This window comes from Halorarius litoreus (assembly GCF_024362405.1).
Taxonomy (GTDB): domain Archaea; phylum Halobacteriota; class Halobacteria; order Halobacteriales; family Haloarculaceae; genus Halorarius; species Halorarius litoreus.
Window position 1 is genome coordinate 3,892,116 of the sequence record NZ_CP101454.1, and the last position, 16,218, is coordinate 3,908,333.

19 protein-coding genes and 2 pseudogenes are annotated in these 16,218 nt (G+C 68.4%); 9 read left to right on the forward strand and 12 right to left on the reverse strand.

What is annotated here, in order from left to right:
* Positions 1–5: 5 nt before the first annotated feature.
* The 4 genes from NL126_RS20380 to NL126_RS20395 all read right to left on the reverse strand — a co-directional run bounded on the left by NL126_RS20380 (position 6) and on the right by NL126_RS20395 (position 5,678).
* Positions 6–1,616, reverse strand: coding sequence for a flippase activity-associated protein Agl23 (locus NL126_RS20380; RefSeq protein ID WP_255196722.1), 1,611 nt, complete (start codon positions 1,614–1,616; stop codon positions 6–8).
* On the reverse strand, positions 1,613–3,421 hold the full coding sequence (locus NL126_RS20385) for a flippase activity-associated protein Agl23 (RefSeq protein WP_255196723.1): 1,809 nt from the start codon (positions 3,419–3,421) through the stop codon (positions 1,613–1,615). The genes NL126_RS20380 and NL126_RS20385 overlap by 4 nt, the downstream gene beginning before the upstream one ends.
* A 60-nt stretch (positions 3,422–3,481) precedes the next feature.
* Positions 3,482–4,741 carry a Glu/Leu/Phe/Val family dehydrogenase gene (locus tag NL126_RS20390; RefSeq protein ID WP_255196724.1) on the reverse strand — a complete coding sequence of 420 codons (1,260 nt, stop codon included), beginning with the start codon at positions 4,739–4,741 and terminating at the stop codon, positions 3,482–3,484.
* Between the two features lie 82 nt (positions 4,742–4,823).
* Entirely contained in the window at positions 4,824–5,678 is an 855-nt protein-coding gene (locus tag NL126_RS20395) for an HpcH/HpaI aldolase/citrate lyase family protein (RefSeq protein WP_255196725.1), read from the reverse strand.
* On the opposite strand from NL126_RS20395, the gene NL126_RS20400 reads away from it, so the two are divergent.
* The 4 genes and pseudogenes from NL126_RS20400 (at position 5,596) to NL126_RS20415 (ending at position 7,927) form a co-directional block, all read left to right on the forward strand.
* Positions 5,596–6,246, forward strand: coding sequence for a MaoC family dehydratase (locus NL126_RS20400; RefSeq protein WP_350355470.1), 651 nt, complete (start codon positions 5,596–5,598; stop codon positions 6,244–6,246). The two genes, NL126_RS20395 and NL126_RS20400, sit on opposite strands and share 83 nt — an antisense overlap.
* A gap of 31 nt (positions 6,247–6,277) precedes the next feature.
* Positions 6,278–6,793: pseudogene (locus NL126_RS20405) on the forward strand (PH domain-containing protein); the annotation flags it as partial.
* Between the two features lie 67 nt (positions 6,794–6,860).
* Complete coding sequence (locus tag NL126_RS20410) at positions 6,861–7,448, forward strand: PH domain-containing protein (RefSeq protein ID WP_255196728.1); 588 nt, start codon at positions 6,861–6,863, stop codon at positions 7,446–7,448.
* Positions 7,449–7,498: 50 nt separating this feature from the next.
* Positions 7,499–7,927: a DoxX family membrane protein gene (locus NL126_RS20415; RefSeq protein ID WP_255196729.1), complete on the forward strand. Its 429-nt coding sequence runs from the start codon at positions 7,499–7,501 to the stop codon at positions 7,925–7,927.
* A 15-nt stretch (positions 7,928–7,942) separates the two neighbouring features.
* Here the strand turns inward: NL126_RS20415 and NL126_RS20420 are convergent, their stop codons facing one another.
* From NL126_RS20420 to NL126_RS20435, 4 genes and pseudogenes are all read right to left on the reverse strand, one after another.
* Entirely contained in the window at positions 7,943–8,668 is a 726-nt protein-coding gene (locus NL126_RS20420) for a GNAT family N-acetyltransferase (protein ID WP_255196730.1), read from the reverse strand.
* 69 nt (positions 8,669–8,737) lie between these two features.
* Positions 8,738–9,259, reverse strand: a complete 522-nt coding sequence (locus NL126_RS22155; RefSeq protein WP_255196731.1) for a DUF3179 domain-containing (seleno)protein — start codon at positions 9,257–9,259, stop codon at positions 8,738–8,740.
* A gap of 82 nt (positions 9,260–9,341) precedes the next feature.
* Positions 9,342–9,662 (reverse strand): annotated as a pseudogene (locus tag NL126_RS22160) (DUF3179 domain-containing (seleno)protein); the annotation flags it as partial.
* Positions 9,659–10,381 (reverse strand): alanyl-tRNA editing protein, encoded by a 723-nt coding sequence (locus tag NL126_RS20435; RefSeq protein WP_255196732.1) that lies wholly within the window; start codon positions 10,379–10,381, stop codon positions 9,659–9,661. The pseudogene NL126_RS22160 and the gene NL126_RS20435, both read right to left, overlap by 4 nt.
* A 110-nt stretch (positions 10,382–10,491) precedes the next feature.
* Here NL126_RS20435 and NL126_RS20440 point away from each other — a divergent pair, with 110 nt between their 5' ends.
* Positions 10,492–11,187 (forward strand): HD domain-containing protein, encoded by a 696-nt coding sequence (locus NL126_RS20440; protein ID WP_255196733.1) that lies wholly within the window; start codon positions 10,492–10,494, stop codon positions 11,185–11,187.
* Between the two features lies 1 nt (position 11,188).
* On the opposite strand, the gene NL126_RS20445 is transcribed toward NL126_RS20440, so the two are convergent.
* Together NL126_RS20445 and NL126_RS20450 are read right to left on the reverse strand one after the other, a co-directional pair.
* Positions 11,189–11,857 carry a LysE family translocator gene (locus NL126_RS20445; RefSeq protein ID WP_350355513.1) on the reverse strand — a complete coding sequence of 223 codons (669 nt, stop codon included), beginning with the start codon at positions 11,855–11,857 and terminating at the stop codon, positions 11,189–11,191.
* A gap of 91 nt (positions 11,858–11,948) precedes the next feature.
* Positions 11,949–13,130 (reverse strand): threonine synthase, encoded by a 1,182-nt coding sequence (locus NL126_RS20450; protein ID WP_255198878.1) that lies wholly within the window; start codon positions 13,128–13,130, stop codon positions 11,949–11,951.
* A 464-nt stretch (positions 13,131–13,594) separates the two neighbouring features.
* Between NL126_RS20450 and NL126_RS20455 the strand changes: the two genes are divergently transcribed.
* From NL126_RS20455 to NL126_RS20470, 4 genes are all read left to right on the forward strand, one after another.
* Complete coding sequence (locus tag NL126_RS20455) at positions 13,595–14,395, forward strand: translation initiation factor IF-2 subunit alpha (protein ID WP_255196735.1); 801 nt, start codon at positions 13,595–13,597, stop codon at positions 14,393–14,395.
* The gene (locus tag NL126_RS20460) at positions 14,396–14,581 is read left to right on the forward strand and encodes an RNA-protein complex protein Nop10 (RefSeq protein ID WP_255196736.1); all 186 of its coding nucleotides are present in this window, start codon (positions 14,396–14,398) and stop codon (positions 14,579–14,581) included.
* Positions 14,582–14,694: 113 nt separating this feature from the next.
* Positions 14,695–14,970, forward strand: coding sequence for a hypothetical protein (locus tag NL126_RS20465; RefSeq protein WP_255196737.1), 276 nt, complete (start codon positions 14,695–14,697; stop codon positions 14,968–14,970).
* 61 nt (positions 14,971–15,031) lie between these two features.
* Entirely contained in the window at positions 15,032–15,790 is a 759-nt protein-coding gene (locus tag NL126_RS20470; RefSeq protein WP_255196738.1) for a proteasome assembly chaperone family protein, read from the forward strand.
* On the opposite strand, the gene NL126_RS20475 is transcribed toward NL126_RS20470, so the two are convergent.
* The gene (locus tag NL126_RS20475; protein ID WP_255196739.1) at positions 15,787–15,954 is read right to left on the reverse strand and encodes a hypothetical protein; all 168 of its coding nucleotides are present in this window, start codon (positions 15,952–15,954) and stop codon (positions 15,787–15,789) included. The genes NL126_RS20470 and NL126_RS20475 overlap by 4 nt on opposite strands.
* The gene (locus tag NL126_RS20480; protein ID WP_255196740.1) at positions 15,951–16,178 is read right to left on the reverse strand and encodes a hypothetical protein; all 228 of its coding nucleotides are present in this window, start codon (positions 16,176–16,178) and stop codon (positions 15,951–15,953) included. The genes NL126_RS20475 and NL126_RS20480 overlap by 4 nt, the downstream gene beginning before the upstream one ends.
* Between the last annotated feature and the right edge of the window lie 40 nt (positions 16,179–16,218).

The following is a 16,218-nucleotide window of genomic DNA, read 5'->3' on the forward strand; positions in this document are numbered from 1 at the left end:
TGGGCTCAGTCCGTGCGGTCGGGGTCGACGAGGACAATCGCCGGCTCGGCTCCCTGCCGGAGGTTGACCCGAGAGACCTCCCACCCCGCGGTCCGCGAGCCGAGTTCGCCATCGCTGGCAGCGGCGGGCGCGACGACCACCGGGGGGAGCTGGTCGGGGAGCTCGGAGGCGTTGGCCGCGCAGGTGACCGTCGTGTTCGCCCGCTCGGTGTACCAGCCGAGGGGGAGGGTCTCGAACCACGCGACACACGGCGGTCGTCGTGGGGCTGTCGTATCACCGTCGACGAACGCGGCCCCGTAGACGAGGAGCTCGTCCGGGTCGTCTCTGAGCCCCGAGAAGTCACCGTGCGGCTGTGAGTACTGCGCGAGTTCGTGTGAGCCATCAGGGTTCACGTAGCTGGTGTAGCCAGCGACCCCCGCGACGCTGGCGGCAACGAGTACGAGCGTCACGGTGGCGACGCGCCCCACGAGCGCGTCGTGCGAGCGGGCGACCTCGTAGGTCGCAGCGAGCGCGACGGCCGCCGGAATCACGAGCGGGAGGAGGATGTGGACGCCGAGCCACGAGGCCGGGACGTCCGCCACAGCGGGATAGCCCACCAGCGAGAACAGCGCCCAGGCGCCGGCGAACTGGACGAGGTCACGGGGCGCACTTCGGTAGCGGTCCGCGAGGAACCCCCCGACGCCGAGCAGGGTCACGGGCGCGGCGGGGACGAGCAACGACTTCAACAGCGCGCCGGCGACGACGACGTAGCTGAACTCCAGTTTGAACTGGCTGTTCGGCGCGAGCCACAGCTCCGCCAGCCGGCGCCCACTCTGGACGAACGCGGCGTCGAGCAGGGCGGGGAGAGCTGCGGGATTCGAACCGAGGGCACCGATGCCGGGCTCCGGACCGGGCGTTCGCGGCGCGTACATCACGAACAGCACCACGAACGCGAGCAGGAGCCCACCGACAGCCATCGGGAGTCCGCGCCGGACCCCCCGGGCGACGGTTCGTCCGCTCTCCCGAAGCGTCGCGAGTCGGTCGTCGCTCCCGAGCAGCCGGTGGTCGAGCAGGAAGAGGCCCGCGCCGAGCCACGCCACCGGATACAGCAGCGCGTTCTCCTTCGCCCCGAGGCCGAGTCCGAGGAACCCGAGTGCGGGCACGAGATACCCCGCGCGCTCGGCGTCGATGGCACGGACGACCAGCCCGAACGCGACGAACGCGAAGGCACCGACGAGCGGGTCACTCCGGGAGAACCGACCGTAGTAGAGCAGGAGTGGCTCGAACGCGAGCAGGAGCGCGAGCGCCGTCAGCTCTCGGTTCGAGAGCCGGGCACGGAACAGCACGACCGAGAGCGGGAGCAGGCCGGTCACGACTGCAGGGAACAGTCGCATCGCGAAGTCTGTCGGCCCCAGCAGGTCGAACAGGTGGCGGTTGACGTGCTGGAGCAGCGGCCCGTGGAGCACCGCCCGATAGGTGTACTCGCCGGTGCGGGCGTACTCCAGCGTCCAGTACCCCACCCGACCCTCGTCGAAGTGTGCGACCCGCGACCCGAGGAACGCGAGGCGGGCGACGAGTGCAGCGAGCGTGACGGCGACGACGCGCCGGAGCGTCCGGTCGGCCGTCGCGAGCCTCATGCCTCGCTGTCCACGTAGACGACGATGCCGTCGAAGAAGCTCCCGCCGGTCGTGCGGTGGAGGAAGCCGTGGCGCTCGTAGGAGTCGGGGATGCGCTCGCGGATGCGGTCGGGGGCTTCGAGCGCCTCGGGCTGGCGCCGACAGTCGATGCTCCGTTCGAGTGTGCAGTCGGCCTGCGCGACGACTACGGGCGGGAGCGTCTCGGGGAGTTCACTCGACCCGTTCGAACACGTCACAGAGACGTCGTTGGCGTCGAGATACCACGCCCACGGCAGCGTCCGGAACCAGTTGATACACGCGGGGGTACGCTCGGCCGACTGGTCCATGTCGACGAAGTCGCTCCCGCCGTAGAACAGCGCGTCCGTCCCCTCGTTGCGAGCGCTCACCGCAACCACCTCCTCGACGGCGGGACGCATCTCCTGTTGCGGCTGGGCGAACTGTACGAGCCGGTTGTCCGGGTCCGTCGGCTGGAGGTACACCGCCGTCACACCGGCGCTCGCGACCTGGGCGCCCACGAGCAACAGGAGGACGGCGACAGCGCCGACGCTGACCCGGTCGTCGCTGGCGAGGGCGTCCCGCCCGGCGTCGACGATGAGCGAGAGCCCGACTGCGGCCGGAACCGTGAGGGGAACGAGCGCGTTGACGATGATCCACGCCGCCCAGATGTCCGTCCCGAGGGGGTAGCCGACGACGCTGGCGAACCCCCAGTAGCCCGCCCCGAGGACGAAGTGACGGGGTTCGGCGCTGTAGTGTTCGACCACGAACCCGACCACCGAGAGCGCAAGTAGTGGGCCGGCGTACGTTGCCGTCGTCCCGAGGAACCGGCCGAGCCGCGTCCCGTACGTCTCCAGCGTGGTCTCGCCGGAGCCGCCGAACCAGTAGGCGTAGCCCTGCTCGACGGTCAGGCCCGTACAGCGGGTGAGCGACCCGACCTGTCCCGAGAACAGCGACGACCAGAGACCGGTCTGCCGGCAGGTGTCGACGATCTGCTGGTACTGTGGATGCGACGTCGAGATGGCGAGCGCACCCGGACTGGTGACGCCCTGTCTCGGAGCGTAGAAGAAGCCGACGACGACGACGAACAGGAACAGCGTCCCGAGGAGGTGGCCCGCCGACCGGCCGAGCCGGTCGCCCTCCGGGCCGACGAGGCGGTGGCGGACGGTGACGAACGCCCCGTGGAGCCAGTCACGACCGGAGTCGTGGTCCTCGTGGCGGTAGAGCTTGTGGTGGATGACGAGCGCCGCTGCACCCAGCCAGCAGAGCACGTAGACGATGGCGTTCTCCTTCGCGGCGAAGCCGAGGCCGAGGAACCCGACGCCTGCGTAGGCGTACTGGACGCCGAAGCCGTCGTAGAAGCGAACGAACGCGGCGAACGCGACGAAACAGAACGCCGCGACCAGCAGCGACGAGCGCATGAAGCGCGCGTAGTAGAGGAGGATGGGGTTGGCCGCGAGGAACAGCGCCATCGCAGCGACCTCGGTGTCGGAGAGGCGGTGGCGGAACCAGAGCGCCGTCGCGGGGAGGAGCGCGCCGACGAGCGCGACGGGGACGCGCGAGGCGAAGTCGGTCGCACCGAGGAGGCCGAACAGCCACTGGTCGACGTGCTGGATGAACGGGCCGTGGATGATAGAGCGGTAGTGGAACTGGCCGGTCTCGGCGAAGTGGAGCGTCCACCACGCGACACGGGCCTCGTCGAAGTGTGCGACGCGAGTGCCGAGGAGAGCGAACCGGGCGAGCAGGCCGAGCGCCACGATGGCGGCGACGACCTGGACGACGCGGTCGTCGAGACGGGAGCCGTCGGTCATCGTCCGCCCCTCCTCACCGGAGGATAAGAACCCTTCTGGTATGTCCAGCGTGCGTGTGAGTTAGGGCCAGGTGCCAGCCTCGTCGTACGCCTTCACGACGCGCTCGATGGCGACGACGTACGCGGCCGTCCGGTAGTTCGGCAGGTCGTTCGTCTCGTAGGCGTCGACGAGCCCCTCGAACGCCTCGACGATGTGTCGTTCGAGCTCGTCGTTGACGCGCGACTCGGGCCAGTAGAACCGCTGGCGGTTCTGGACCCACTCGAAGTACGACACCGTCACGCCACCGGCGTTCGCGAGGATGTCGGGGAACACGTGGACGTCACGCTCGGTGAGCACGTCGTCGGCGTCGGGCGTGAGCGGGCCGTTCGCGGCTTCGACGATGACGTCCGCCTGCACGTCGCGGGCGAGGTCGCCGTCGATGGCGTTCTCGAGTGCTGCGGGGATGAGCAGGTCGACGTCGAGGGTGAGCAGGTCCTCGTTCGTGAACTCCTCGGTAGCGTTCTCGTAGCCCGTGAGCGAGCCGGTCCGGGTCTTGAACTCCTTGAGCGCCGCCACGTCGAAGCCGTCGGGGTTGTAGACGGCCCCGGAGGAGTCGGATGCGGCGACGATCTTCCCGCCGAGATCCTCCTGGGTCAGTTGCGCCGCGACCGAGCCGGCGTTCCCGAACCCCTGGACAGCGACGGTCGCTCCCTCGATGTCCTTGTCGAGGTAGTCGAACGCCTCACGCGCCGTGAGCATCGTCGAGCGACCGGTCGCCTCGACCCGCCCCTCGCTCCCGCCGGACTCGATGGCCTTCCCGGTGATGACGCCCGGTGCCGTCGTGTTCTCCAGCGTCTCGTAGGTGTCCTTGATCCAGTTCATCTCCCGCTGGCCGGTGTTGACGTCGGGGGCGGGGATGTCCTGGTCCTCGCCGATGATGGGCCGGAGTTCCTTCGCGAACGAGCGGGTGAGCCGTTCGAGTTCGCCGTCGGAGAGTTCGCGCGGGTCGACGACGATACCACCTTTGCCGCCGCCGTAGGGGATGTCGACGGTGGCGCACTTGTAGACCATCCAGCCCGACAGTGCCTTCACCTCGTCGCGGGTGACACCCGGGTGGTAGCGGATCCCTCCCTTGTACGGGCCGCGGTCACCGTTGAACTGCGAGCGGTAGGCGCGGAACGTCTGGAGCGAGCCGTCGTCCATCTCGATGGTGAGGTTCGTCTCCAGCACGCGCTCGGGGTTCTTGAGGCGGGTGAGGACGTCCTCGGGGACGTCGAGATACGCCGCCGCATCGTCGATCTGCTCCTGCAGACTCTCGAAGGGGTTCACGTCCTCGGACATGCCCGGGGAGTCGTTGGGTTCCCGCAAAAGGCTGTCGGACTAATATCAAGGAATCGAATTAGGAGACGCCCATTGTGATTAATTACCAAATACCCGCGACACGCGCGCGTTCGCGGACGAGTTCCGCCTGCGCGACGAGCGGCGCGTCGACCATCTCGCCGTCCACCTCGAAGACGCCGACGTCTTCGGATTCGGCGTCCGCGGCCGCCTCCAGCACCTTCCGAGCCCACGCCACCCGTTCCGCCTCGGGGGTGAACGCGTCGTTCACGATCGGCACCTGCGCCGGGTGGATACACATCTTCCCGTCGTAGCCGAGTTCGAGCGCGAACTCGGTGTCGGCGGCGAGCCCAGCCGAATCGCCGAAGTCGGTGAACACGGTGTCGATGGCCGCCACGTCGGCGGCTGCCGCGGCGAGAACCACGTGCTCGCGAGCGTACAGCACCTCGGTCCCCTCTTCGGTACGGGTCGCACCGATGTCCGCTGAGAGGTCTTCGGCCCCGAACGCGACGGCTGACACGCGCGGGTGCGCGGCGATTTCTTCGGCGTGAAGCACGCCCGCGGCGGACTCACAGAGCGCGATGACCGGCACCTCGGTCGCGCCGCGCTCGTCGAGGAGTCCGACGAGCGTCTCGACGCTCGCCCGCGAATCGGCCTTCGCGAGCATCACGGCGTCGAGCCTGGCGTCATCGTCGACGACCACGTCGAGGTCCGCCGCGGCGAGCGCCGGGTCCGGGTTGACGCGGACGCCGACCTCGCAGCCCGGGTCGAATTCGGGGTCAGTGATGACCTCGTGGACTGCTTCGCGGCCCACGTCCTTCGCGTCGGGGGCGACGGCGTCCTCGAGGTCGAAGACGATGGTGTCCGCGCCGGCACCGGGGGCTTTGCGCATCAGTTCGGGCTGGTCGCCGGGCGAGAAGAGGAGGCTACGGCGTGGCATATCGGCGTCTCGGTCGCGGGGGGTTTCAATCACTCGACACCAGCGGTCGGGCGTTCGAATCCCGCCCGAGCGGCACGTTTTTGCCGTCGACCACTGTGGAACGCGCATGGCCGGACGCTACTACGAGGAGTTCGAGGTCGGCGGGACCATCGAGCACGCGAAGCGCCGCACGGTGAGCGAGGCGGACAACCAGCAGTTCTGCGATATGACGATGAACCAGCAGCCGCTCCACCTCGACGCGGAGTTCGCTGCCGAGACGCAGTTCGGGGAACAGCTCGTCAACGGGCTCTACACGATGAGTCTCGCCGTCGGCCTGTCCATCCCGGATACAACAGATGGAACCATCGTCGCGAACCTCTCGTACGACAACGTCGAGCACCCGAACCCCGTGTTCCACGGCGACACCATCTACGCGCAGTCGACCGTCACGGACAAACGCGAGACCTCGGACGGGGAGCGCGGCATCGTCACGATGCACGTCGAGGCGTTCAAAATCGAGGACGAGGGTGAGGACACCCTCGTCTGCGAGTTCGACCGTACCGCCCTCTCGCTGAAGCGGCCCGAGTAACGTTCTTGGGCGTCGGCCGTGTGGGTCGGCCGTGGCATCTACCGACTCTCCAACCGAGTTCGACTGGCTGACGCTCGACGACGACGAGGACCTCGTCTGGTCGGGCAAGCCCCACGAGAGCAGTTTGATTCCGGCGCTCGTGGTCGGCATCCCGCTCTCCATCGTCCTCGTCGGCATCCTCATCATCGTCGCGTCGTATCTCACCCGCGAGAACACCGAGTACGTCGTGACGACCGACGCGCTCTACCGCAAGAGCGGCATCCTCTCGCGGAGCGTCCAGCGCGTCGACTTCGAGAAGGTCCAGAACACCTCGTACTCGCAGGGGTTCTTCGGCCGACAGTTCGGCTACGGGAACATCGACATCTCGACCGCAGGCGGCGCGGGCGTCGAGATGGCGTTCCAGTCCGTCCCCGACCCGAAGGCGGTCCAGGAACTCATCAACCGTCGTGTGAAGGGTGGGAAACGCGAGGCTCCCGAGGACAAGGCCGCGGTGCTCGACGACATCGTCGAGGAGTTGCGAGCGATTCGGGCCGCCGTCGAGTCTCAGAACGAATGAGCCGCGAGGCCAAACGCAGTGCGGCCTCGGGTCGAGGGAACGGCGACGGGAGGGCGCCGTGAGCCGCGAGGCCGAACGCAGTGAGCCCTCGGCGTCGCGCGACTGGCTCACGCTCGACCCCGACGAGGAGATCGTCTGGTCGGGGAGCCCCCGGCTGACGACCATCATCCCGGCCGTGGTCGCAGGGCTCGTCGGAGTCGCCGTCGTCGCGTACGTCGCGTGGATACTCGAGTACCTCCCGATACTGCTCGCCGCGCCGGTGGCACTCGCCGTCCCCGGCTACGCGTACCTGGAGGTGACGAACACCGAGTTCCTCGTCACCGATCGCGCGGTGTACGCGAAGACGGGCGTTCTCGGCCGGCGCGTCGTCCAGTCGTCGCTCTCGAAGGTGCAGAACAGCAGTTTCTCACAGGGTATCACCGGCACGCTGTTCGGCTACGGGACCGTCCGGCTCGAGATCGCCGGCGGGAACGACGTCGACTTCTACCGCATCGACGACCCGCAGTCCGTCCGCGAGCTCGTCGACCGCGCGACGGGCGACGAGATTCCGGGGAGCGTCGAGCAGTGGCGCGCGGTACTCGACGAGGTCAGGGCGCTGCGGACGGCCATCGACGCGCGGGGCGACGACTCCGGCGAGCGGCGCTGAGTGACCTGCTTCCCGGTGGGGATATGTACGTGCGGTGCCAAAACCGGCCGATGGCAGTCGACGAGTTCGGTCGCGCCGTGGAGTCGCTCGCAGCGCGGACGCCGGCACCCGGGACGGTCGCGCGGGTCGGGCTGGGGCTGATGGTCCTGTTGGCGGGCGCGCACAAGCTGCTCGACCCGGGGGCGTGGACCGTCTACGTCGTCGACTGGCTCGAACCGCTCATCGTCGTCTCGCCGACGACGTTCATGTTGGCGAACGGCTGGCTCGAACTCGCCTTCGGCCTCGCACTCGTCGTCGACCGCTACACGGCGGTCGCGGCGTTCGTCGCGGCGGTGTCGCTCTCCGCGACGGTGGGGTACCTCACGGTAGTGTGGCTGACGGCGGGACTGTTCGGTGACATCGTCGCCCGCGACGTGGGACTGGCGGCGCTCGCGTGGGCGGTGACGGTCGATGCGGTGCGGCGAAACGCTGCGGCGTGAGTCGACCGCGCGAGCCTACATGTGCGCCGAATCCCAGCGCGTGGGCTTGCGGACGTTGCCGCACTCGTCACACTCCATCCGCCCCATCGAGTCCATCGAGGTGATGAGCGTGTCGCAGTTCGAACAGAAGTAGCCGTACTTGTTCGTCCCCTCGGCGTCGGTGTAGACGGAGTGGAACGCCCCCTTCGAGCCGCGGTCGGAGTCGGTCGTCAGCACGTACAGTTCCTTGCCGTCCGCCTTGACGACGTGTGGCGCCTTGGGGTCCTGCTCCGAGTAGATGTTCTCGACGTACTCCTTGCCGTCGATCTCGACGGTGTCCTCACCGATGAGGTGGAGGCCGTGGTGCTCGTAGAACTCGTTCCCTTCGGCGTTGTCGGCGAGTACGCGACCCCGAAGTTCGGTGGCGCCGTGCTCGGCGAGCGTCTCGTGCGTCAACTCGTACAGCTTGGCGCCGAGCCCCTCGCCCCGGAACATCGGGTCGACGTGGAGCCAGAGGATGTCACCGGACTCGTCAAGCAGGACGCTCTCGGAGAACCCGACGATGCCCTCGTTCTCGAACTCGATGACCCGCAAGAGCAGCTGGTCGTCCTCGAGCTTCTCCGCGAGCGGCTCGTCGGCGTACCAGTTCTTCACGGCTCCACGGATGGCCTGCGGACTCAGCGAGTAGGACGCCTGCATCGACGAGCGCGCGACAGCACGAATGGCGTCGGCGTCGTCACGAGTGGCTTCACGAACCTGCATACACGACACCAACGACGCGCCCCCTCAAAAAACTGCGCAGGGCACTGCAACAATCCCGATGGCCGACAGTCACAACGCGAACCAGAACGAGTCGCTCCCGTGGTCGTCCTGCCACGCGAACGCGAACAGCCGCCGTGCCGGAAGCCGCGTGAGGCGCTGGCCGTCAGCGTCGGTCCCGGCTGTCAGGTCCACCCCGGTGACCGCGTCGATATCGCCAGCCGGTCGCTCGAAGGCGTGGAGCCCCGCGTCGCCCGCCACCACGAGTACCTCGCTGTCACCGACGGTCGACGTGACCGCGCCGCCCGCAGCCTCGACCTCGGGAAGCGGGAAGCCGAAGGCATCGCCGTCGCGTTCGACACCCAGCACGACGGTCTTCGGGTCGAGGTCGTCGCGGCCCCACGCACGGGAGTCGCCGCCGCGGTGGGCGTCCAGTCCGAACCCCGCCATCTCGAAGTAGCGGTCGTAGGGGCCGGTGTCGTAGTCGACCGGTGCGGGGTCGTCGCTGTCCGAAGCGACCTCGCTCTCGCCGCCGGGCGGTGCGAGCACCCGGCCGTCGGGGTGGGCCGCTCGGAACGCACGCCAGGTAGTCATCGCCGCCGGCAGGACGTCGAGTTCGGTTTCCCGAGAGGGGGCCGGCGATGGCCCTCCCGAGCGACTGCTTCCACTCGCTTTCTGTCTCGCGGTCGTACATCACGAGGTCGTCGTCCGCGAGCTTGCCGGAGACGCCGAACTCGAGGACTCGGCCGTCGACCGTGCGGTCGTAGACGACCGCGCTCCCGCACAGCGGACACCACGTGACGGCGACGTGCCGGGAGCCGAACGAGTCGTTGACGATCTCGTGGTAGTGGAGGTAGCGGACGGGATACGCCCGTGCGTCGCCGTCGAGGTTGACCACGATGACCTCGTCGTCGGGGGCTCCCTCGTACGCGGTGACGAGCGCGGGGTCGTCGACGCTCGGGATGGCGTCCGGCGGGAGGACCTGTCTGACGTTCATGGCTCCGCGAGCGTGAACCGGATGCGCTCGCGGCCCTTGCCGGCGGTCTCCCGGCCCTCGATGCTGACCATACCGATATCGGCCGTCGAGGCGACGTGCGTGCCGGCACAGGCGGTCCGGTCGAGAATCCCGCCGTCGCCGTCGGCGATTTCGACGAGACGGAGCTCGGTGATGGAGTCGGGCAGGAGGTCGAGTCGGGTGCGCTCGGGGTCGAGTTCGGCTGCCGCGCGCTCGCGGTCCATCGTGTACCACGAGACGTCGAGCCCGGCGTCCACGAGGTCGTTCAGTCGCGTCTCGATGGCCGCGAGGGTCGCGTCGTCGAACCGGTCGTGGGTCACGTCGATGCGCGCGCGGTCGGCGTACAGCTGGTTCCCACTCGTCGGCGCGTCGTACTCGTCGAGCAGGACGGCCGAGAGGAGGTGCTGGGCCGTGTGGTAGCGGCTGTGGGCCCGTCGTCGATTCCAGTCGACCGTTCCGGTCACTGTCGTCCCCTCCGCGGGTGGGTCCGCGACGTGGTGATAGATGGTGTCGCGCTTCTGGACGTCGGTGACGGCCCACTCGCAGTCGTCGGTCGCGAGCGTGCCGTGGTCGGCGGGCTGGCCCCCACCCTCGGGGTAAAAGCCCGTCCGGTCGAGGACGACCCGGTCGTCGAGGCTGCGGACCACCGTCGCAGTGAACGTCTGCGGCGGGTCCGCGTCGAGATACAACGGCTCGGTCATGTCTGGAAAAAAGGGGCAGTCGAACTTAGAGCCTGTCGTAAGCCTAAAGAGACGAAACCGCGTTTTTTACTGTAAGATGATTAACGGACGCGACTTTCGGGGGGCCCGATATGGGTGTTGAGATCAGGGAGAACCCCGTCTCCGAGGAACAGTTCGAGGAGATGAAGCAGTTCGTTCACGACTACCTCGCCGCGAGCGTCGAGAACGAGGAGGAGGGCGGGCGGATGCGCTGGTATCCGTGGCACTCCGCCGAGTACCGCTTCAACCACATCCTCAACGTGACCGACCTGGCGACGCGCATCGCCGAACGCGAGGGCGCGAACGCGGACGTGACCCGCGTCGCGGCGCTGTTCCACGACATCGCCAAGCTCGAAGCCGACCAGGACGTCCACGCCGAGGAGGGCGCACGGGTGGCCCGTGAGTTCCTCGAGAGCCACGGTGACTACCCGCCGTCGTTCGTCGACCAGGTGTGTCAGGCGGTCCGCGACCACTCCTATCAGGGCGACCTCCAGGACGTGCCCTTAGAGGCGCGGTGTCTGATGGAGGCCGACCTGCTGGACAAGGTCGGGGCGAACGGGACGACGCTGATGCTGCTGCGGATGGGCTACGAGGCGCGCACCCACATGGACGCCAACGAGATGGTCGGCCGGGTGCTCGAACGCGGTGAGGACGCCGTCTCTCGCGTGGTGAGCGACACCGCCGAGTCGATGGCCCACCAGCGCATCAAGCGCGTCCGATGGTTCAAGGAGTGGCTCGAGGGCGAGATCGCCGAGATGGAGGAGCTCGATCCCGACCGGGAGCTCTGACTCAGGCGAGCGTCGTCACCGCGTCGTAGAGGAAGTACACCCCGAAGCCGGCCAGCACCGCCGCGGAGCCGTAGGCCACGGCAGGTGCGAGGCCGTCCACGCGCGTTTTCGCCGCGTTGAGCGCCGCCGGGAATCCCGTTATCCAGACGCCGATGCCACCGAACAGCCCGACGAGCAGCGCGGGCGAGCCCGTCTCGACGACGAGCAGGCCGGCGAGCGCCTCGCTCGCGTACGACAGCGCGTCGACGGTGCCCGGTTCGAGCAGGCCGACGCCGACCGTGAGCCAGAACAGGATCTGGTAGGGGTTCGTCAGCGCGAGGACGAACGCCTTTCGAAAGCCCTTACTCTCTCCCTCGGCCGCGTCCGAGGCCGTGAACGTCGTCTGCGCGTCGGTCGCCGCGCCGTACGCGAAGTACAGCATCAGAACACCCCCGACGAGCACCATCGCTCCCTTCAGGAGCGTCACCTCGGCGACGAATGCGACGACGCCGACGTACGCCAGCACGAAGAAGACGAAGTCGGCAGTGGCCGCGCCGAGTCCCGCGCGGAACCCCGCAGTCCACCCGCGGAGGACGGACTCCTCGGCGATGATGGCGTTCATCGGCCCCGGCGGCGCCGCGAGCGCCAGCCCGAACACGACGCCGACGAGGAGGGTGGTCAGGGTGGTCAGCACGGTCCGGGAGTGAGGACCGTCGGGTGAAAACCGTTGCGTGGTGGCAATTGTCCACACGATTCGTGCATTGTCCGGGTGGGTGAGAGGGCTAGATACCCTTCGACATCAGGTGGCTCCGAATCACGTCGGCGTCCTTGCTCCCCGCGCCCGTGTTCAGCAGGACGACGGTGTCGTCCTCGCTGAAGGCACCGTCCTGTGCGAGACTCCACGCGCCCGACGCCGCGGCCGCACAGGTGACGCCCATCTCGATGCCCTCGTGCTGGGCGACCGTGACGGCGGAGTCGAGGATGTCCGAGTCGTTGGTGGCGACGGCCCCCCCGTCGGACTCGCGCAGCGCCTCGAGGATGAGCGGTGAGGCGCCGGGGTCGGGAATCTCGATACCGCCACAGATGGTGTCCGGAACCTCCCACACCTCGTGGACGTCCTTCCCCTCCTCGAACGCCTTCACGATGGGCGCACAGCCGTCGGACTGCGCGGCCCACATCGCCGGGAGGTCGTCCGTGAGGCCGAGGTCGCGGATCTCTCTCGCCCCCTTGTGCATCCCGACGAGGCCGACGCCGCCACCCGTCGGGTAGACGACGTGGTCGGGCACCTCCCAGTCGAGCTGTTCGACGATCTCGTACAGCATCGTCTTCTTCCCCTCGTGGCGATACGGCGTGACGAACGTCTGGACCGGGTGCCAGTCCTCGTTTTCGATGGCGTCTTCGAACGCCGCGCCCGCATCACCGATGCGCCCCTCGACGACCTTCATCTCGCCGCCGTGGACGTTGATCATCGCCTTGTTGATGAACGACGCACGGGAGGGGACGAACACGTGTGAGTCGAGGCCCGCCCGTGCCGCATAGGCGCTCGCGGCCTGCCCCGCATTTCCAGCAGTGGCGAGCGCCACGTCGGTCGCCCCGTGGAGCTTCGCCGCGGTGACCGCGAGCGCCTGGCCGCGGTCCTTGAACGTCCCTGTGGGGTTGCGACCCTCGTCCTTGATGAGCACGCGACCGACGCCCAGTTCCTCCGCGAGGGTCGGCGCCTCGACGAGCGGCGTTCCCCCCTCGTCCATCGTCACTGCGACCGACCGCGGGAACGGGAGCAGCGCCTCGTAGCGCCACACGCCGTCGCCCTCGAATCCGTCGCGCGTGAGGTCGAGCGCGTCGTAGTCGTAGTCGGGGTCGAGAATGCCGCCGCAGTCGGGGCACCGACCCGGCACCTCCTCGGCGTCGAACGTCTCGCCACAGTCCGTACACGAAAGCCCGGCGAACGCCGCGGTCGTCTGCATGACGCGGATGTAGGCCGGCCGGGAGTTACCTCTGTCCATTTCGGCTAGGTGGACTAGCAGAGAATGGTTCTGAAGACAGCACAGTCAACGCCACCTCGAAAGCCCCCGGTTTCTACGCTCCCGCGGCTCGCTGCGCGCTTCGCTCACTCCGTTCGCTCCAGTGTTTGCGTCGCCGGGGTTCGCGTAGAGACCGGCCCCTTTCAGTCCCACCCGCATCGGTTAGCCGGAGGAGCGACGCGGGTGGGACTGAAAGGGGCGACGGGCTGGGCGAAGGCGCGGAGCCGTGAGCACCGCAGGGGACGAGTGAAGCGAGTCCCCGAGGAGCGCGCGGCCCGCACCGAGCCCAGCCCGTCGGGGCTTTCGAGGTGTTCACGGGCTGGTTCGCTGTCCCACTTCCAACACCACCGTCCACGCCTAGCCGCGGTTGCGAACGCTTTAACACCGCCACGGAGTTAGACACGGACATGAAATACAGCGGTTGGCCAGAGCCGGGCGAGTTGGTCGTCGGCGAGGTCGACGAAATCGCGGATTTCGGTGTGTTCGTGGACCTCCTCGAGTACGAGGACAAGCGTGGGCTCGCGCACGTCTCCGAGGTGGCGAGTGGGTGGATCAAGAACATCCGCGACCACGTCAACGTCGGCCAAGTGGTCGTCTGCAAGGTGCTCGAAGTCGACGAGTCGAGCCAGCAGGTCGACCTCTCCATCAAGGACGTCAACGACCACCAGCGCTCGGACAAGATCCAGGAGTGGAAGAACGAGCAGAAAGCCGACAAGTGGATGGAACTCGCGTTCGGTGACGACATCACCGACGAGAAGTTCTCCAGCGTGGCGAACGAGCTGCTCGCGGAGTACGAATCGCTGTACGAAGGGTTCGAGGCCGCGGCCATCCACGGGCCCGAAGCGCTCGAGGGCACCGACCTCACCGACGACGAAATCGAGGCGCTCGTCGACACCGCCCGCGAGAACGTCTCGGTCCCGTACGTCACCGTCACGGGCTACATCGACCTCCGCTCGCCGAACCCCAACGGCGTCGAGGACGTGCGGGAGGCGCTCGAAGCCGCCGGCGGCAACGGCGAGGTTCCCGACGAGGTCGACCTGACCGTGACGTACGTCGGCGCGCCGGAGTACCGCATCCGCGTGCAGGCACCGAACTACAAGACTGCGGAGTCGCAGCTCGAAGCGAGCGCGGAGCGCGCCCAGGAGGCCATCGAGGCCGCCGGCGGCACCGCCGACTTCCACCGCGAGCGGAAGACCGACGACGAGTAGATGCACTCCGACATCCGCGTCTGCAGCGAGTGGGAGACGGCCCACGAGCGGCCGGTGTACACGCTCGGCGACACCTGCCCCGACTGCGGCGCGGCGACGGCGAACAGCGCGCCCGCCCCGTTCAACCCCGAGGACCGGTACGGCGAGTACCGGCGGCGGGCCCGGCGGCGACGACGCGACCAGTAGTCTTTCTCGCGCCCGAACCGAACGCGGTTCCTCAAGCGCAGTTCAGTAAGCTGCGTTACAAAAATATCATTCAGATTAGCATTATGGCGGTCGCGCCCCCAGTTACACCTGTGATGCGAGGAAGCCGAACCGGGCCGGGCAACTCGCTCGGCCCTCGACCGACGTACAGCCCCGGGCGGACGCTCGCGGGGGCGCTGCTGCTGTTCGCGGCCTTCGTGGTCGGCCTGGTCGTGGTCAGCTCGCCGGCGGCCACCGCGATGGCCGGGAGTGCCACGTTCGTGGCCGTCACGGCCGCACGCTTGGTACGCCGGCGGCTCCGACGGCGGCGAGCGACGGGCCGCACCCGACAGGTCTGTGTGCCGAGGACGGACCGCTGTATCGAGGCCTGAGCGACCTCACGGCTCGACCGGACCGAACCGCACTTAAGTCGGGAGCGACCCAACACGCTCCATGAACGAGTTCGACATCGAGGAGTACGCCGACCCCGACCTCGACGACCCCATCCTCATCGAGGGGCTGCCGGGCGTCGGGCACGTCGGGAAGCTCGCGGCCGAACACCTCGTCGAGGAGTTCGACGGCGAACTCGTCGCCCGACTCTACTCGACGCACTTCCCGCCGCAGGTGTCGGTAGAAAACGGTCGGACGACGCTCGCCTCCGCGGCGTTCCACGCGGTCCACATCGACGGCGAGGAGCCGACCGACCTACTGGTACTCACGGGCGACCATCAGGCCGGCGACGGCCCCGGGCACTACCATCTCACCGACCGCCTGCTCGACATCGCGGAGGAGTACGGGTGTGAGCGCGCGTTCGCCCTCGGTGGGGTCCCGACCGGCGAACTCATCGAGGAGTACTCGGTGCTCGGTGCCGCAACGACCGACGCCCTCATCGAGGAACTGGAGGGCCTGGGCGTCGAGTTCCGCGAGGACGAACCCGCCGGCGGGATCGTCGGCGTCTCGGGGCTCGTCCTCGGCCTCGGCGAGCGACGCGGCCTCGACGCCGCCTGCCTGATGGGCGAGACCTCGGGCTACCTCGTCGACCCGAAGAGCGCACAGGCCGTGCTCGACGTGCTGGGCGACCTGCTCGCGTTCGACGTGGGCTACGGCTCGCTCGCGGACCGCGCCGAAGAGATGGAGGAAGTCATCGCGAAGATGCAGGAGATGGAGCAGGGGCCGACGCCGAGCGACGACGACCTCCGCTACATCGGTTAGTCCCAGTTCGTCGTCCAGCGGAGCCCACGGGTGGCCCGCGTGACGGTCCCCGACCAGCCGCAGTCGGTGCACGCGAACAGCCCCTGCCCCTCCACGAGCGTCGCCTCGCACACCGGACACGGCCAGTCGTGGTCCGGCTCGCGAGTGGTGACCGCCGCTGTCATCGTTGGGGCACCTCTGTCGACGGCTCGTCCCAGCGGTCGTCCCCCTCCTCGGTCGCATCGAGCACTTCGGCCAGCGCCTCGGTCTCCGCCACGAGATCGGCCGTCAGCTCGGCGACGTCCGGATACTCCTCGGCAAGCGCACGCTCCGCGCGCCGGAGCTGTCGGTGGGCGTCCTCGACCTGTCGCCGCACCTCAGGCACCGAGGGTGACCGACTGGCAGTCATTGGCTACCACCCCACATCCCGCCGTCGCACGCGATCGTGG

Bases quoted from the DNA above. Each gene is read 5' to 3' on its own strand.
- NL126_RS20400 (WP_350355470.1), top strand. From the start codon at position 5,596: ATGGTGTCCGCGCCGGCACCGGGGGCTTTGCGCATCAGTTCGGGCTGG.
- NL126_RS20455 (WP_255196735.1), top strand. From the start codon at position 13,595: ATGAAATACAGCGGTTGGCCAGAGCCGGGCGAGTTGGTCGTCGGCGAG.
- NL126_RS20475 (WP_255196739.1), bottom strand. From the start codon at position 15,954: ATGACAGCGGCGGTCACCACTCGCGAGCCGGACCACGACTGGCCGTGT.
- NL126_RS22155 (WP_255196731.1), bottom strand. From the start codon at position 9,259: ATGACTACCTGGCGTGCGTTCCGAGCGGCCCACCCCGACGGCCGGGTG.
- NL126_RS20395 (WP_255196725.1), bottom strand. From the start codon at position 5,678: ATGCCACGCCGTAGCCTCCTCTTCTCGCCCGGCGACCAGCCCGAACTG.
- NL126_RS20380 (WP_255196722.1), bottom strand. From the start codon at position 1,616: ATGAGGCTCGCGACGGCCGACCGGACGCTCCGGCGCGTCGTCGCCGTC.
- NL126_RS20415 (WP_255196729.1), top strand. From the start codon at position 7,499: ATGGCAGTCGACGAGTTCGGTCGCGCCGTGGAGTCGCTCGCAGCGCGG.
- NL126_RS20385 (WP_255196723.1), bottom strand. From the start codon at position 3,421: ATGACCGACGGCTCCCGTCTCGACGACCGCGTCGTCCAGGTCGTCGCC.
- NL126_RS20435 (WP_255196732.1), bottom strand. From the start codon at position 10,381: ATGACCGAGCCGTTGTATCTCGACGCGGACCCGCCGCAGACGTTCACT.
- NL126_RS20450 (WP_255198878.1), bottom strand. From the start codon at position 13,130: ATGCAGACGACCGCGGCGTTCGCCGGGCTTTCGTGTACGGACTGTGGC.
- NL126_RS20420 (WP_255196730.1), bottom strand. From the start codon at position 8,668: ATGCAGGTTCGTGAAGCCACTCGTGACGACGCCGACGCCATTCGTGCT.
- NL126_RS20390 (WP_255196724.1), bottom strand. From the start codon at position 4,741: ATGTCCGAGGACGTGAACCCCTTCGAGAGTCTGCAGGAGCAGATCGAC.
- NL126_RS20460 (WP_255196736.1), top strand. From the start codon at position 14,396: ATGCACTCCGACATCCGCGTCTGCAGCGAGTGGGAGACGGCCCACGAG.
- NL126_RS20465 (WP_255196737.1), top strand. From the start codon at position 14,695: ATGCGAGGAAGCCGAACCGGGCCGGGCAACTCGCTCGGCCCTCGACCG.
- NL126_RS20440 (WP_255196733.1), top strand. From the start codon at position 10,492: ATGGGTGTTGAGATCAGGGAGAACCCCGTCTCCGAGGAACAGTTCGAG.
- NL126_RS20470 (WP_255196738.1), top strand. From the start codon at position 15,032: ATGAACGAGTTCGACATCGAGGAGTACGCCGACCCCGACCTCGACGAC.
- NL126_RS20480 (WP_255196740.1), bottom strand. From the start codon at position 16,178: ATGACTGCCAGTCGGTCACCCTCGGTGCCTGAGGTGCGGCGACAGGTC.